Below are 15,118 nucleotides of genomic sequence, written 5' to 3'. Positions count from 1 at the left end.
TAATATTACACCAATGACCGCTGCGTACAGCGTAGTGGTGCTGACGTTATACAGGATCCTTGCCTGCTGTGATACCCACAGCAGCACTCACAACGCGATTTGGATGACATGATGCTAAAGACAACGAATCCCACTCAGACCGTGGCGTGGCAATCACTGACCGCCCATTTTGAAGAAGCGCAGGACTACACACTGGCTGATCTGTTTGCTGATAACCCAGAGCGATTTGCCCACTTCTCAACGCAATTCGAAGACAGCATTCTGTTGGATTATTCCAAAAACTTGATCAGCGAAGAAACGCTGACCAAGTTATTGGCACTCGCCGACGAAACCGGGGTGGCTGAAGCGATTGAGTCAATGTTTAGCGGTGAGAAAATCAACCGTACAGAAGATCGCGCGGTTCTCCACACAGCACTACGTAATCGTAGCAACACGCCTGTGATGGTTGACGGCGAAGATGTGATGCCTAAGGTTAATGCGGTACTGACGCAGATGCAGTCTTTTTCCGAGCGCGTGATCAGTGGCGAATGGAAAGGTTATACTGGTAAAGCGATCACCGATGTGGTGAATATTGGTATCGGTGGATCAGACTTGGGTCCTTATATGGTCACTGAAGCGTTGGCGCCGTATAAGAATCACCTTAACCTGCACTTTGTCTCTAATGTCGACGGCACCCATATGGCCGAGACGTTAAAAGACCTTAACCCGGAAACCACCTTGTTCTTGGTGGCGTCAAAAACCTTTACCACCCAAGAAACCATGACCAACGCACACACGGCGCGAGACTGGTTTATGAATGCAGCAGGGGATGAGACCCAGGTGGCGAAGCATTTTGCCGCGCTATCAACCAATGCCGATGCCGTGGCGAATTTTGGTATTGATACCGCCAACATGTTCGAGTTCTGGGATTGGGTTGGCGGCCGCTACTCACTGTGGTCGGCGATTGGTCTGTCTATCTGCTTGGGTGTAGGTTACGACAACTTTGTCGCGCTGCTTGATGGTGCGCACCAAATGGACAATCACTTCAAAACCGCGCCGATGGCACAGAACATGCCGGTTTTGTTGGCACTGATTGGTCTTTGGTACAACAACTTTCACGGGGCGGAATCAGAAGCGATTTTACCGTATGACCAATACATGCACCGTTTTGCGGCTTACTTCCAGCAAGGCAATATGGAATCAAACGGTAAGTATGTCGACCGCAATGGTCGCCCGGTTGACTACCAAACAGGACCTATCATATGGGGCGAGCCAGGCACGAATGGTCAGCACGCTTTCTACCAGCTGATCCACCAAGGCACCAAGTTGATCCCATGTGACTTCATTGCTCCTGTGCACAGTCATAATGCGATTGGCGATCATCACGCCAAATTGATGGCGAACTTCTTCGCCCAGACTGAAGCGCTAGCCTTTGGTAAGAGCCGTGAGCAAGTCGAAGCTGAGTTGACGCAAGCGGGCAAATCAGCCGAAGACGTGGCTGCGATTGCGCCATTTAAAGTGTTTGAAGGCAACCGTCCAACCAACTCGATTTTGGTGGAGAAAATTACCCCTTATACACTTGGCGCGCTGATTGCCATGTATGAGCACAAGATTTTCACCCAAGGGGTGATTTGGAATATCTTCAGCTTTGATCAGTGGGGCGTTGAGCTCGGTAAACAGCTGGCGAGTAACATTCTGCCTGAGCTCGGTGATGCGCAGCAGGTCGAAAGCCACGATAGCTCAACCAATGGCTTGATCAACGCGTTTAAGCAGTGGCGCCAAGCCTAAACTGAGCGGAACCGTGATTGAGAAAGTCAAACGCCGCGATGGTTATCGCGGCGTTTTTATATTTTTGGGGGCCAACCATTGGAGGCCAACTATTGGGGTCCAACCATTGGGGGCCGCCTAGTGAGCTATCGCCTTTGGCACAACGCGTGACCGTCTGCGACGTATGTCCGTTTAGTGATCGAAGCAGATCTCAATAAAGGCAGTGCCGTGCGGGGATTTAAATGGCATGATGATCACAGGCCCATCGCTTTTGTGGTTGATGGTATGGCCTTTGCCGGATACGACCACAGGGGTCGCCATCTCAAATTCGAAGCCCTTTTCTGACAAAATACGCTTCGCACCACCTGTCACCATATTGGTGATCTCACCGACCATATCCGTCACTTCTTCATCAATCGACTCGGACCGCTCTCCAAGCATACGCTGCATGATTTCAAGCGCCATATCTTCATCAAAGGTGACGGAAAAGGATCCCTTAGTCTGTGGGCCGACCATGCCAATTAACCCAGAAACGTCCCCTTTGGCGATCTCTGACTTTTTCAAGTGAGGCTTCTCTGGCTGGATTTCCAGCTGTGCCATCGTCTGTAGCACATTGATCAGTGAAGTAAGAAACGGGTTGACGAATTGTGCTTCCATAAAGAATGTCCGTCCTAATCAATTCAGTATTAGTGAGCTAGGCATTGTGCGCAGGTACCATGGGTTTCAATCACGTGATGTTGGACCTCAAACCCCATTGTTTGCGCCTTTTCACGCAACGCCTCAGAAAGCTCCTCAGTGTGACACTCTTCCACGGTGCCGCATTGATCACAGATGAGCAGTTGGGAGCAGTGCCCTTGGTGGCCAAGATGACAACAAGCGATATAGCTATTGGTTGACTCCACCTTATGCACAAACCCCTGCGCTAACAGAAAGTCTAGCGCACGATAAACCGTTGGTGGTTTGGCTTGTGGCTCTGTTTCACGCAGCTCGTCTAGCAGCTCATAGGCGGTGATCGCACGTGAATAGTTGGCGATAATCTCGTAAACGCGCGTCCGCTGCGGCGTTAATCGCACGCCGCGTTGCTCGCAAAGCTGCTGTGCGCGGTGCAGTAACCCAGTGGTGTTGGTCATAGCGCCTCAAAGTGCTAACAGTCAGTCAGTTATCTTACCATAGCTGTATAACATCGCACCCCACCTATCGTCATCCTATGCGCTTTGCCACAAGTGTAAATAGGTAGTCTAATATCACTTGATCGCGATCAGTTACCCTACAGTAATGATAGAAGTAAAAATAAAAACCAATCAGTCGATTTTTGAATCGGCTAACTGTTTTGCGCTGTCATGTCAGTATGATGACAGCGTGCCACAGGCATAAAAAACATACCTTTACATCCATAATAGGAGTATGTACCGATGAAAAAACTGTTAGCCCTCGCCGCCCTGGCGTTCGCGTCTGTTTCAACGCAAGCGGCTGCCAATGAGTGTGAGTTAACTGTCACCACCGGCGATAAAATGGCCTACGACCAGTCATCGTTGTCCGTACCAGCAAGCTGCAGCGAAGTCACGCTAACGCTGGAGCATCAAGGCTCAATGCCTGTGACCTCTATGGGCCACAACTGGGTGCTGTCGGAAACGTCTAACCTGCAAGATATCGCCATGAAAGGCGCCGGTGCCGGCGCAGATAACGACTATCTGCCACAAGGCGACGATCGCATCTTGGCACACACTAAGCTGATTGGCGGCGGTGAAAGCACCACCATCACCTTCTCAACCGAAGGTTTGCAAGGCAAAGACTTAACCTATTTCTGCTCATTCCCAGGCCACTGGACTGTGATGAAAGGCAAATTCACCATCGAATAAGTCTTGTCGCGAGAGAGCACCTCGTTCGGCTCTCTCGCCCATTTCATACCCTCGTCATCTTGCTCAACTAGGCTTTCCTGCATATGGATTGACGGAGCAAGGCCGTGAATAAACTCCGCTACTATAGTTATAACCTGGCACTTAATGCGATCCCTAATGATTGGTATCGCACTTGGATGCGCAGGCAACTTTTCCCCATTTATCAGCAACATCAATCCGATATCGACCAGCGCGTCAGCTACTATAACCGTTTGAATGCGCCATTTTGTTTGTCTGAGCAATATTGCGATCATCAGACGGGCCGTGTGAGACAAGATCAAGGCTCGGTATATTTTCTCGATATATTGCGGGTAATGCGCTGGTTCCCAAATGATTTGTTTCTGCATTACTTAGGCGGCGATGTGACACAACCGCCGCCCACGCCAGCATTCGTGAAAAGCCGACCGATTCATGGCGACAATCAAAACGCCGTCCTGCTCAAGCTCAACGCGGTGCGTCACTTCCAATTTATTAATGATCCCGTGCCGTTTGGGCAAAAACGCGATAGCGCGGTATGGCGTGGGCGCTGCTTCAATCACAAGCGCCGCCAGCTTCTTCAGCGCTTTTACATGCATCCAACTATTGATGTCGGGGATACACGCCCCGCGAATGATACTGACCAAGCCTATCGAAAAGCCCCGCTGACACCGCAAGCGCAGCTACAGCATAAGTTTATTCTCAGTGTGGAAGGGAAAGACGTTGCCACCAATTTAAAATGGATCATGTCCTCTAACTCGCTTTGCTTGTCACCCCCAATGGAATATGAAACTTGGTTTATGGAGGGCCAATTAATCCCTGGAGTCCACTATGCCGAGGTCAACACCGATTTTTCCAACCTAGAGGCAGTCATTGACTACTACCTCACCCATCCGCATGAAGCACAAGCGATCATCAACAATGCTCATCAATGGGTAAACCAATTTCGCGACCGACAAAAAGAGGCGGTGATCAGCTACTTAGTGGCAGAAAAATACTTTCGGCTTTCGCAGCAGCGCTAGGAGAAAAGGGTCGCCATCTACTTTAGGTCATTACAGCCGCGTTCGTATTCTCACCCGTTTCTATTTCAAACCCTTCACGTTCACCTGTTCTGCTTAAATCTTACCGGTGCAATGTGTATAATCCGCGTCCGCCTGTCGAAAACGACCGTCGTTCAACGTAATTTGCAGAGATTCGAGACCATGACTACCCCCAGCAAAACTGCCGCCAGCCCTGATGTGATGCCAAAAACGGTGATGCAGCGTTTCTCTGTTGCGCCCATGCTCGATTGGACCGATCGCCACTGCCGTTATTTTCATCGTTTATTATCAGAACACACGTTGCTGTTTACCGAGATGGTGACCACAGGCGCGATCATTCATGGTAAGGCGGATTACCTTGCCTATAACGAGCAGGAGCACTCGGTGGCGTTGCAGCTGGGGGGATCGGATCCGGCGGATTTGGCAACGTGCGCCAAGCTGGCGGCCGAGCGTGGCTATGATGAAATTAACCTAAACGTAGGTTGCCCGTCGGATCGGGTGCAAAACGGGCGTTTTGGTGCGTGCTTAATGGCTGAGCCTGAGCTGGTGGCGCAGTGCGTGGCTGCCATGCGCGAAGTGACCGAGGTACCTATTACGGTGAAAACCCGCATTGGCATTGATGAGCAAGATAGCTACGAATTTTTGACTGACTTTGTGGGTATTGTGAGTGAAAAGAGTGGCTGCGATATGTTTACGGTTCACGCGCGCAAGGCGTGGTTGAAAGGCCTGAGTCCTAAAGAAAATCGTGAAATTCCGCCGCTGGATTATCCGCGTGTTTAYCAGCTKAAAAAAGATTTTCCGCACCTGACRCTTGCYATCAATGGTGGCGTGAAAAGCCTTGAGGAGGCGGAACAGCACCTTGCGCATCTTGATGGCGTGATGGTCGGCCGCCAAGCCTATCAGAGCCCGTTTATGTTAGCCGAGGTCGATCAGCGTTTATTTGGCAAGGCAACCCCTCGCATTACACGTCGCCAAGCAGTCGAGGCGATGTTCCCATACATCGAACAGCAGCTCACTCAAGGGGCGCAACTCAATCATATTAGTCGCCATATGTTAGGTCTGTTCCAAAATATGCCAGGCGCGCGGCAATGGCGCCGCTATATCAGCGAGAATGCGCATAAGCCGGGCGCGGGGGTCGAGGTACTGACCACCGCAATGAGCTATATCCCTGAGCAATGGCTTGATGCCTGAACCGGTGAAAAGCACCAATTATTGGTGAAAATATAACCGCACCTTCATGGAGACCTGAAGGCAACGCTGTAATCCATTGAATTAATGAGAAAATATAGAGTGACAAATTGGCCTGAAACCTGCAAAGTCTGTCTCGCTATCAAGACAAGGAGATCGCAATGATCGAAATACTCTTTCTGATTGGCTTTGCTGTTGTGTTATTCATGACAGGCGTGAGCATCATGGGCATGGTGTTGGCCATGCTGGCAGGCTTTGCCGTGATGATGCTGGCCGGGATGATAGGTACGCTGCTTAAGCTACTACCATGGCTTTTGGTGATCGCCTTGGTCGTGTGGCTTGTTAAACGCCAGCGTCGCAGCCGCAAAGGTGAGCCTGAAGTGATTATCAACGAAAAGCGCTGGGCACGATTCCGTCGCCGTTAAGCGAACAAAATTTGCGCGYTGACACAGCAAACACACGCCGTTGCGGGTTTTTTTCTTCACCTCGGCACAAAGCTTGCTATTATTCTAAGCAATCGGCGACAAGGCATGGCTTTGCCGCCTCCGCGTGACGACCTTTTTTAATCGACAATGTGGAGAGTTTCATGAAAACCACTTCAATGACGCTTGCCGCCGCAGCGCTCACTGCGTTTCTGGCCATGCCCGCTCAGGCTGATACCTTGGCAGGCGGTAAAGTAGGGGCTGATGCCTGGTTTATGGATGCTGACGTCAATAATGTAGAAGCCGATGATGCGAGCACGGCTGGCTCTTATTATGCGGCGATTGAGCACCCGTTACCATTGATCCCCAATGCGAAAATCCGCCAAACCTCGGTGAGTGTGGATAACCCTGACGTTGATTTTGACCAAATCGATTTTGTTGCCTATTACGAGTTTCTCGATAACGATCTCGTGTCGGTGGATGCGGGCATCAATATGCAGCGTTTCCAATCCGGCAAGTTCCAAGGGCAAAGCTTTGATGAGTGGCAACCGAACATTTATGCCGATGCTCGTGTAGGTCTAGTCGGCACGCCTTTATTTGTATTTGCCACTGTGAGCAAAGGCGAGTTTGATGGTACCAGCACCTTGGATGCCGAAGCAGGCTTGCAATATCAGTTAGGTTTAGTGGCCGCTGATTTGAACGTGCGAGGCGGGTATCGCATGATCGACCATGATTTTGACTACTTTGATAACAACGATGGCGAGCTTGATGTGACTGGCTTCTTTGTCGGCGCAGAGCTCGACTTTTAATCGGTTGAGCGTCAAGGCTACGAGTAAAAACCGCGCACATGCGCGGTTTTTTTATACCTGAAGATTCTGCCTATTCGCTTCTGTTGCCCATGTCTCACTGCGACTTTCGCCTAATACCCAGCCAATAAAATCTCTGCCACGCTTTTTGGGCAATAACGGCAAGGAGAGAGCTGTGCGTACTCCGCCACCCACTCAAACATGGAATAAGGAAAGAGTATGATCTACGCAAAACCAGGAACAGATGGGTCAGTGGTAAGTTTTAAGTCGCGTTATCAAAACTTTATCGGTGGTGAATGGGTGCCGCCGGTGAAAGGGCAGTATTTTGCCAATACGTCACCGTGCACTGGCGAAACCCTTGCTGAAGTGCCGCGCTCAAGTAGCGATGATGTCGATCTGGCACTGGATGCGGCTCATGGCGCCAAAGACGCATGGGGGAAAACCTCTGTCACTGATCGCGCCAATATTCTGTTAAAAATTGCTGATCGGATTGAAGCGAACCTCGAAATGCTCGCGGTGGCGGAAACCTGGGAAAACGGTAAAGCGGTGCGTGAAACTCTGGCGGCCGATATTCCGCTTTGCGCCGACCACTTCCGCTACTTTGCCGGCTGTATTCGTGCTCAAGAGGGCTCCGCGGCGGAGCTGGATGCGGGCACAGTGGCGTATCATATTTACGAGCCATTGGGAGTGGTAGGACAAATCATTCCGTGGAATTTCCCCTTGCTGATGGCGTCATGGAAGCTTGCGCCGGCCTTGGCGGCTGGGAACTGCGTGGTGCTAAAGCCGGCGGAGCAAACCCCAACTACCATTTTGCTGCTGATGGAATTGATTGGTGATCTATTGCCAGCGGGTGTGGTTAACGTGGTCAATGGTTATGGCGCCGAAGCCGGACAGGCACTCGCGACGTCCCCACGGATTGCCAAGCTCGCGTTTACGGGGTCAACGCCAGTCGGTCACCACATTCTGCGTTGTGCGGCAGAAAACCTCATCCCGTCAACCGTCGAGCTGGGTGGCAAATCGCCCAACATCTATTTTGAAGACGTGATGCAGCAAGAAGAAGCCTATATCAATAAAGCGGTAGAAGGCCTGTTGCTTGGCTTTTTCAACCAAGGCGAAGTATGCACCTGTCCGTCGCGCGCGCTGATCCAGGAAAGCATCTACGACGACTTTATCGCACGTGTGATTGAGCGTGCAGGCACGATAAAACAAGGTAACCCGCTCGATACTGAGACCCAAGTGGGCGCGCAAGCGTCCGATGAGCAGTTCGATAAGATCATGAGCTATTTGAAGGTCGGTCAAGAAGAAGGCGCGAAGGTCTTAATTGGCGGTAGCCATCAGGATTTGGGCGGCGGCTATTACGTGCAGCCGACATTACTGCAAGGGCACAATGACATGCGTGTGTTCCAAGAAGAGATTTTTGGGCCGGTGATTGGAGTGACCACCTTCAAAGATGAGGCGGAAGCGTTGGCGATTGCCAACCACACCGAGTACGGGTTGGGCGCAGGGCTTTGGACACGTGATATGAACCGCGCTTATCGTGTTGGACGTGCGATTGAAGCAGGGCGGGTCTGGACCAACTGTTATCACCTTTATCCGGCCCATGCCGCCTTTGGTGGCTACAAAAAATCCGGTATTGGACGAGAGACACATAAAATGATGCTGGGTCATTATCAACAAACGAAGAACTTACTCGTTAGCTACGACATTGATCCATTGGGCTTCTTTTAATAGAGAACCCCTCAAAGCAGGGGCGGTGATAACATCGCCTCTGCGCATCAAGCTTCCCGCATGGCAGCTTTGCTTATCTGAGACTAAACTCAATAGGTGATCCAATTGAGTGGGCAAAGCATCATGACAGCCGAACAGCTCCGTGCTTTATACCGTCAACAGCTTTTGATTGAAGCGGTCGTTGAGCCTTCGTTAGATAGCGAAGGGTGGGTGGTTGAGTGTCGACACACCAGTGGCGGTTTAATGGCGCTTACCAATGCTGAAGGGATTGAACAATGCTTTACCGATATTGACCAAGCGACCTTGAACGCGCTTGAGATTGGTTTTCAGCAAGTACGTATTGCTGACTAACATTATTTTCCCGCTCAATGACACGCGATTACGCACCTACCTTACAAAACGTTATAAAACATTCGTATCTATTCTTTATTGTTATTAATTGGTGAGGGTACGCTAGCATTCACGCAATGTTAGCAAGGAATGTCGTCACCATGTTACTCAAGGATCTCTCCGGGTTAACCAGCCCGCTTAATGATCAGCAAATAGGCCAGTTGCAACAAGCCGTGGCGGAGTTGTCACCGCAGCAACTGGCCTGGATTAGTGGTTATTTTTGGGGGTTAAGCCAAACACCTGCTGGTGAAGCGGCGGCACCCAATGCTATGCCACAAGCCAGTTCTGCCCCTAACCAGACTCTGACCATTTTGTATGCGTCACAAACCGGCAACGCTAAAGGCGTGGCGGAGGCGCTGCATCAGGAAGCGGAAGCGGCTGGGATCCCAGCCAAATTGGTGGCGGCAGATAACTACAAAGGTAAGCAACTGGGCAAAGAAACCCATGTTGTGATCGTCGCCTCGACCAATGGAGAAGGCGAGCCGCCGGATAACGCCATTGAGCTGCATGAATTTTTGCAATCCAAGAAAGCGCCCAAACTTGATCACCTGCATTATGCGGTGTTGAGCTTGGGGGATTCGAGCTATGAGTACTTCTGCCAGACGGGGAAAGACTTTGATGCCTTCTTGCAAAAGCTTGGCGCCAAGCCGATGGTCGCGCGTCTTGATTGTGATGTGGATTATGAAGCCACTGCCAGTGCTTGGCGAGAGCAAACCTTAGCCGAGGTGAAGCAGCAGTTTCAGGCCAGTGGCGATGCGCAGGTGGTGCCTCTCCATCAAGCTACCGCGCAGGCAAAATACACCAAACAATCCCCGTACACGGCCGAGCTACTCACCTGCCAGCGCATTACCGGACGAGGCTCAGATAAAGCGGTTTACCATATTGAACTCGATCTCGATGAATCCGGCATTGAATATCAACCGGGTGATGCGTTGGGCGTATGGTATCAAAATGATCCCGAACTGGTGGACAGCATCGTCGCCAAGGTGGGCCTGCGTGGCGATGAAACCGTCGATATCGGTGGTGACAGCCTCTCGTTGCGAGACGCGTTAATTGCCCACTATGAGATCACCGCTTCTAACCCGCAGCAGATCACAGCGTTGGCGGCGTTATCGGAAAGCGACACACTCACCGCATTGACCGAAGACAAAGCCGCCTTGCGCGAGTTCGCGAATCGCACTCAGCTGATTGATGTGCTGGCACTGGCGGACGTCAACCTGAATGTCGAGCAGTTTCAATCGATATTGCGCCGACTGACTCCGCGTTTGTACTCGATCGCCTCTAGCCAAGCGGAAGTGGAGGACGAAGTGCACCTCACAGTCGGGCTGGTGGATTATCAGCATGAGAGCGGAGAATCACGCCAAGGCGGCGCCTCGAGCTTTCTCGCCCACCGCGCTGAAGCGGCCGAGACGGTTAAGGTGTTTGTTGAGCACAACGATAACTTCAAACTGCCAACCAGTGATGACACCCCCATTATTATGATTGGTCCAGGTACCGGTATCGCGCCGTTCCGCTCCTTCTTGCAAGAGCGAGAGCAACGCGAGGCGAAAGGCGATAACTGGTTGTTCTTTGGCGATCGCACCTTTACTGACGATTTCCTCTATCAGGTTGAATGGCAGCAATACCTTAAATCTGGCCTGCTGACGCGGATGGATGTGGCCTTTAGCCGCGATCAGGCTGAGAAAGTGTATGTCCAGCACCGGTTGCTCGCGCGTGCTGAGACAGTGTGGCAATGGCTATCAAATGGCGCTTACATCTATGTGTGTGGTGATGCCAACCAAATGGCGAAAGATGTCCATGAAGCCTTAATTGAGATTGCCCAGACACAGGGTCAACAAAGCCGTGAGCAAGCGGAAACCTTTATTAATGAATTGCGCAAAGATAAGCGCTATCAAAGGGATGTGTACTAATGAGTGAACAGAAATTTGCGGGCGATACACTGGGCCCACTGGCCGATAATGAGCGTTTGAAAGAGCAAAGTGATTACTTGCGTGGCACCATTGATCAAGACTTACAGGATTCGATCACGGGGGGGTTTACCGATGATAACTTCCAGCTGATCCGTTTTCACGGCATGTATCAGCAAGACGATCGCGATATTCGCGCTGAGCGGCAAAAGCAAAAACTGGAGCCGCTGCATAATGTGATGTTGCGAGCGCGGATGCCGGGCGGGATTATTACGCCCCAGCAATGGTTAGCGATTGACAAGTTTGCCCTTGAAAGCTCGCTCTATGGCAGTATTCGCCTGACTACCCGACAAACCTTTCAGTTTCATGGTGTCCTTAAGCCGAATATCAAGCTTATGCACCAGACCTTGAATGAATATGGCATTGACTCGATTGCCACCGCCGGCGATGTGAACCGCAACGTGTTGTGCACCTCTAACCCGGTGGAGTCAGAGCTCCATCAGCAAGCCTATGATTGGGCAAAGCGCATCAGCGAGCACTTGCTGCCTAAAACCCGCGCTTACGCAGAGATTTGGCTTGATGGTGAAAAAGTCGAAGGTAGCCAAGACAAAGAGCCGATTTTGGGTGAGCGCTATCTGCCGCGCAAGTTCAAGACCACGGTGGTGATCCCGCCACAAAACGATGTGGATGTGCACGCCAACGATCTTAATTTTGTCGCGATTGCGGAAAACGGACAGCTAATTGGCTTTAACGTTCTCGTCGGTGGCGGGCTGGCGATGACCCATGGTGACACCAATACCTACCCGCGTCGTGCCGATGACTTTGGCTTTATTCCGCTTGAACATACGTTGCAGATTGCTGAGGCCGTGGTCACCACCCAGCGTGATTGGGGGAACCGTTCAAACCGTAAAAATGCCAAAACCAAGTACACCCTTGATCGCGTGGGCGCGGATGTGTTCAAAGCGGAAGTGGAAAAGCGTGCTGGGGTGAGCTTTGCACCAAGCCGGCCTTATACCTTTACCGGACGCGGCGATCGCTTAGGCTGGACCAAAGGCATTGACGGCAAATACCACCTTGCCCTGTTTATCGAAAATGGCCGTTTGCGTGATACGCCAGAAAAACCACTCAAAACCGGCATGGCGGAGATAGCTAAAATTCATCAGGGCGACTTCCGCATGACCGCGAATCAAAACCTGATCATCGCGGGGATCCCGGAAGCGCAAAAAGACGAGATTGAGGCGTTAGCGCGCCGTTACCGTTTAATTGATGACGAACACAGTGTGCAGCGCACCAACTCGATGGCGTGTGTCTCCTTCCCAACGTGTCCACTGGCGATGGCTGAAGCCGAACGCTTCTTGCCGGACTTCGTCACGGAAGTGGAGAAAATTCAGCAAAAACATCAGGTGCAAGATGATCCGATTGTACTGCGTGTAACGGGGTGCCCGAACGGCTGTGGCCGCGCCATGTTGGCAGAAGTGGGTTTGGTGGGTAAAGCGCCGGGTCGTTATAACTTGCATTTAGGTGGGAATTGGGAAGGTACCCGGATCCCCAAAATGTACAAAGAGAACATCACCGATCGTCAGATCCTTGAAGAATTGGATCAGTTGATTGGTCGCTGGGCGACAGAGCGCGAAGCGGGTGAGCACTTTGGTGATTTCTTGATCCGCCGCGAGGTGATTGCTCCCGTGCATGTATCTAAGAGGGATTTTTATGCCTGAAACCGTTCAAACTAACGCGACGTTGGCCTTAGCTGACATTGCCGCGATGAATAAAAGCCAGCAAGCCTTGGCATTGGCGGAGGTGAATGCCACCTTGGAGGCACTCTCGGCATCTGAGCGTGTCGCCTGGGCGTTAGAGCACCTTGAAGGGCAGTTTGTCCTCTCGTCGAGCTTTGGGGTGCAAGCGGCATTGATGCTGCACTTGGTCAGCCAGGTGAAGTCGGATATTCCAGTGATTTTAACCGACACGGGTTACTTGTTTGCAGAGACCTATCGGTTTATCGATACCTTAACCACAAGGTTGGATTTGGACTTACGGGTGTATCGCGCCGCACTTAGCCCCGCTTGGCAGGAAGCGCGTTATGGCCAACTGTGGGAGCAAGGGGTGGAGGGGATCACCCAATACAATCACATCAACAAAGTCGAGCCGATGAAGCGCGCGTTGCGAGAGCTAAACGCCGGCACCTGGTTGTCGGGATTGCGCCGGGGTCAATCAGACTCTCGCGCCAATCTGCCGATACTCAGTGTCCAGCATGGAGTATTTAAGTTCTTGCCCGTGATTGATTGGTCAAACCAAGCGGTGGACGACTACTTGCGCGAGCATGATTTGCCGCATCATCCCTTGCGAGACCAAGGCTATGTGTCGGTAGGGGATGTGCATACCACCCAGCGCTTGGAGCCAGGTATGCGAGATGAACAAACACGCTTTTTTGGCTTAAAACGTGAATGTGGATTGCACGAAGATGACTTGAATGATGGCGCTGGCATATAGCGTGTTGAGTCTTGTCTGCGACAACGCTTCTCTCAAACGTCACCCTAGGGTGGCGTTTTTTTGTTCAAACACGCGGAACTTGTCTATCTTTTTTATTGAGTGACTCGTCAGCCGTGAAGTGTTCTGTGATATAAACAGCGCGCATTGCCAGGAGGCATAAATAAAAGCGGTCAGCTTTTATTTAACACGTCACGGATGCTCCATTTATGTGACCAACAGTGAAGCTTATGAACAAAAAATTCTCTTTAGTGGCGCTTGCCGTCGCCGGTGTCGTTGCCCTTGGGGCACCCGCCGTCATGGATTACTCCTCGCCTACGCCGTCGACGCCTGATACCGGCAATCGTTATATGGGGCATGGCAACGGCTGGCTAGAAGTGAGCACCTCCACCTTTGGCGACAATATTCAACGTGTGCAGCAGAAAGTCAGCGAAGGCACCAAGATTTGTGTGGTCATGAAAGCCGATGCCTATGGCAATGGTATTGCTGGTCTTTTACCTACTGTGATTGCCAGTGGCATTGATTGTGTTGGCATTGCTAGCAATGAAGAAGCGCGGACCTTGCGTGAAGGCGGTTTTACCGGCGAGATCTTGCGTGTGCGCACCGCGACCTTACAGGAAATGGAGAGCGCATTAGCATTGAATATGCAAGAGCTGATTGGGTCGGCAGAGCAAGCCGAACAAATGCGTCAGCTTGCCGAGAAACATGATATTACCATTCCAGTCCATATGGCGTTTAATGCCGGTGGAATGGGCCGCAATGGCATCGAGATGAACGAGGAAGCGGGTAAGCAAGTCGCGTTGGATATTGCCACTGACCCGCGTTTTAACGTGGTCGGTATCATGACGCACTTTCCTAACTACGAAGCCGATTATGTGCGCAGCAAGTTAGGACAATTTAAAACCAACAGTGAGTGGTTGATTGAACAGGCAGACTTGAAGCGTGAAGATGTCTTGCTGCATGCGGCGAACTCGTTTGTCACTTTAAACGTGCCAGAGGGTCATTTTGATATGGTTCGCCCTGGCGGTGCCCTGTATGGTGATCAGCCTACAAACCGAGAGTTCCCGCCCATCATGAGCTTTAAGACCAAGGTGGCCTCTATGCATCATTTGCCTGCCGGTAGCACGGTCGGTTATGACAGCACTTATACCTTGGAGCGTGACTCTATCTTGGCTAACCTACCGATCGGCTACTCGGATGGTTTCCCACGTAAAATGGGTAATGATGCCGATGTGCTTATTCAGGGCCATCGAGTGCCTGTCGTCGGGGTGGCCTCTATGAACACCATTATGGTTGATATTACTGATATTGCGGATCAAGTGGCGCCTAATGACGAAGTGGTGCTATTCGGTCAGCAAGGGGAGCAAACCATTGGCGCGGTGGAGTATGAGACCAATGCGGATGTGATTTTCCCCGAAATCTATAGCTGGTGGGGCGCGGTGAACCCACGTGAATACGTGCAATAACGCCGGATTAAAAGACAAAAAGCGATGCCTCGGCATCGCTTTTTTGCTTCCTGACCCGATTTGA

General features: G+C 51.3%; 14 protein-coding genes. 12 read left to right on the top strand and 2 right to left on the bottom strand.

All coding sequences use genetic code 11. The annotated features are described in order from the left end of the window. Positions 1-111 precede the first annotated feature (111 nt). Entirely contained in the window at positions 112-1,767 is a 1,656-nt protein-coding gene (pgi, locus tag BZG73_RS04160; protein WP_046074363.1) for a glucose-6-phosphate isomerase, read from the top strand. Positions 1,768-1,938: 171 nt separating this feature from the next. Here the strand turns inward: pgi and BZG73_RS04155 are convergent, their stop codons facing one another. Both BZG73_RS04155 and zur read right to left on the bottom strand, forming a co-directional pair. Then, positions 1,939-2,403, bottom strand: a complete 465-nt coding sequence (locus tag BZG73_RS04155) for a chemotaxis protein CheX (RefSeq protein WP_046074362.1) — start codon at positions 2,401-2,403, stop codon at positions 1,939-1,941. A gap of 29 nt (positions 2,404-2,432) precedes the next feature. After that, a complete protein-coding gene (zur, locus tag BZG73_RS04150) occupies positions 2,433-2,876 on the bottom strand; it encodes a zinc uptake transcriptional repressor Zur (protein WP_046074361.1) in 444 nt (147 codons plus the stop codon). 282 nt (positions 2,877-3,158) lie between these two features. Here zur and azu point away from each other — a divergent pair, with 282 nt between their 5' ends. From azu to alr, 11 genes are all read left to right on the top strand, one after another. Further along, positions 3,159-3,605 carry an azurin gene (azu, locus tag BZG73_RS04145; RefSeq protein ID WP_046074360.1) on the top strand — a complete coding sequence of 149 codons (447 nt, stop codon included), beginning with the start codon at positions 3,159-3,161 and terminating at the stop codon, positions 3,603-3,605. Between the two features lie 104 nt (positions 3,606-3,709). Beyond that, complete coding sequence (locus BZG73_RS04140) at positions 3,710-4,642, top strand: glycosyl transferase family 90 (RefSeq protein ID WP_077667680.1); 933 nt, start codon at positions 3,710-3,712, stop codon at positions 4,640-4,642. 180 nt (positions 4,643-4,822) lie between these two features. Next, on the top strand, positions 4,823-5,851 hold the full coding sequence (gene dusA, locus BZG73_RS04135; RefSeq protein ID WP_077667679.1) for a tRNA dihydrouridine(20/20a) synthase DusA: 1,029 nt from the start codon (positions 4,823-4,825) through the stop codon (positions 5,849-5,851). A 158-nt stretch (positions 5,852-6,009) separates the two neighbouring features. Next, on the top strand, positions 6,010-6,273 hold the full coding sequence (gene pspG, locus BZG73_RS04130) for an envelope stress response protein PspG (protein WP_046074320.1): 264 nt from the start codon (positions 6,010-6,012) through the stop codon (positions 6,271-6,273). A gap of 161 nt (positions 6,274-6,434) precedes the next feature. Further along, a complete protein-coding gene (locus BZG73_RS04125) occupies positions 6,435-7,079 on the top strand; it encodes a TIGR04219 family outer membrane beta-barrel protein (protein WP_046074319.1) in 645 nt (214 codons plus the stop codon). A gap of 216 nt (positions 7,080-7,295) precedes the next feature. Further along, positions 7,296-8,804 carry an acetaldehyde dehydrogenase ExaC gene (gene exaC / locus BZG73_RS04120; RefSeq protein WP_077667678.1) on the top strand — a complete coding sequence of 503 codons (1,509 nt, stop codon included), beginning with the start codon at positions 7,296-7,298 and terminating at the stop codon, positions 8,802-8,804. A gap of 123 nt (positions 8,805-8,927) precedes the next feature. After that, positions 8,928-9,155 (top strand): thymidylate kinase, encoded by a 228-nt coding sequence (locus BZG73_RS04115; protein ID WP_069361645.1) that lies wholly within the window; start codon positions 8,928-8,930, stop codon positions 9,153-9,155. 140 nt (positions 9,156-9,295) lie between these two features. After that, the gene (locus tag BZG73_RS04110; RefSeq protein WP_077667677.1) at positions 9,296-11,104 is read left to right on the top strand and encodes an assimilatory sulfite reductase (NADPH) flavoprotein subunit; all 1,809 of its coding nucleotides are present in this window, start codon (positions 9,296-9,298) and stop codon (positions 11,102-11,104) included. Next, positions 11,104-12,819: an assimilatory sulfite reductase (NADPH) hemoprotein subunit gene (cysI, locus tag BZG73_RS04105; RefSeq protein WP_077667676.1), complete on the top strand. Its 1,716-nt coding sequence runs from the start codon at positions 11,104-11,106 to the stop codon at positions 12,817-12,819. The genes BZG73_RS04110 and cysI overlap by 1 nt, the downstream gene beginning before the upstream one ends. Further along, positions 12,812-13,591 (top strand): phosphoadenylyl-sulfate reductase, encoded by a 780-nt coding sequence (locus tag BZG73_RS04100; protein WP_077667675.1) that lies wholly within the window; start codon positions 12,812-12,814, stop codon positions 13,589-13,591. Before cysI ends, BZG73_RS04100 begins: the two co-directional genes overlap by 8 nt. Before the next feature lie 227 nt (positions 13,592-13,818). Then, complete coding sequence (alr, locus tag BZG73_RS04095) at positions 13,819-15,054, top strand: alanine racemase (RefSeq protein ID WP_077667674.1); 1,236 nt, start codon at positions 13,819-13,821, stop codon at positions 15,052-15,054. Positions 15,055-15,118 lie beyond the last annotated feature (64 nt).

It is taken from the genome of Salinivibrio siamensis (assembly GCF_001996005.1).
Classification (GTDB): domain Bacteria; phylum Pseudomonadota; class Gammaproteobacteria; order Enterobacterales; family Vibrionaceae; genus Salinivibrio; species Salinivibrio siamensis.
Note: the sequence above shows the minus strand (reverse complement) of the source record. Positions and strands in the feature narration are given on the sequence as shown.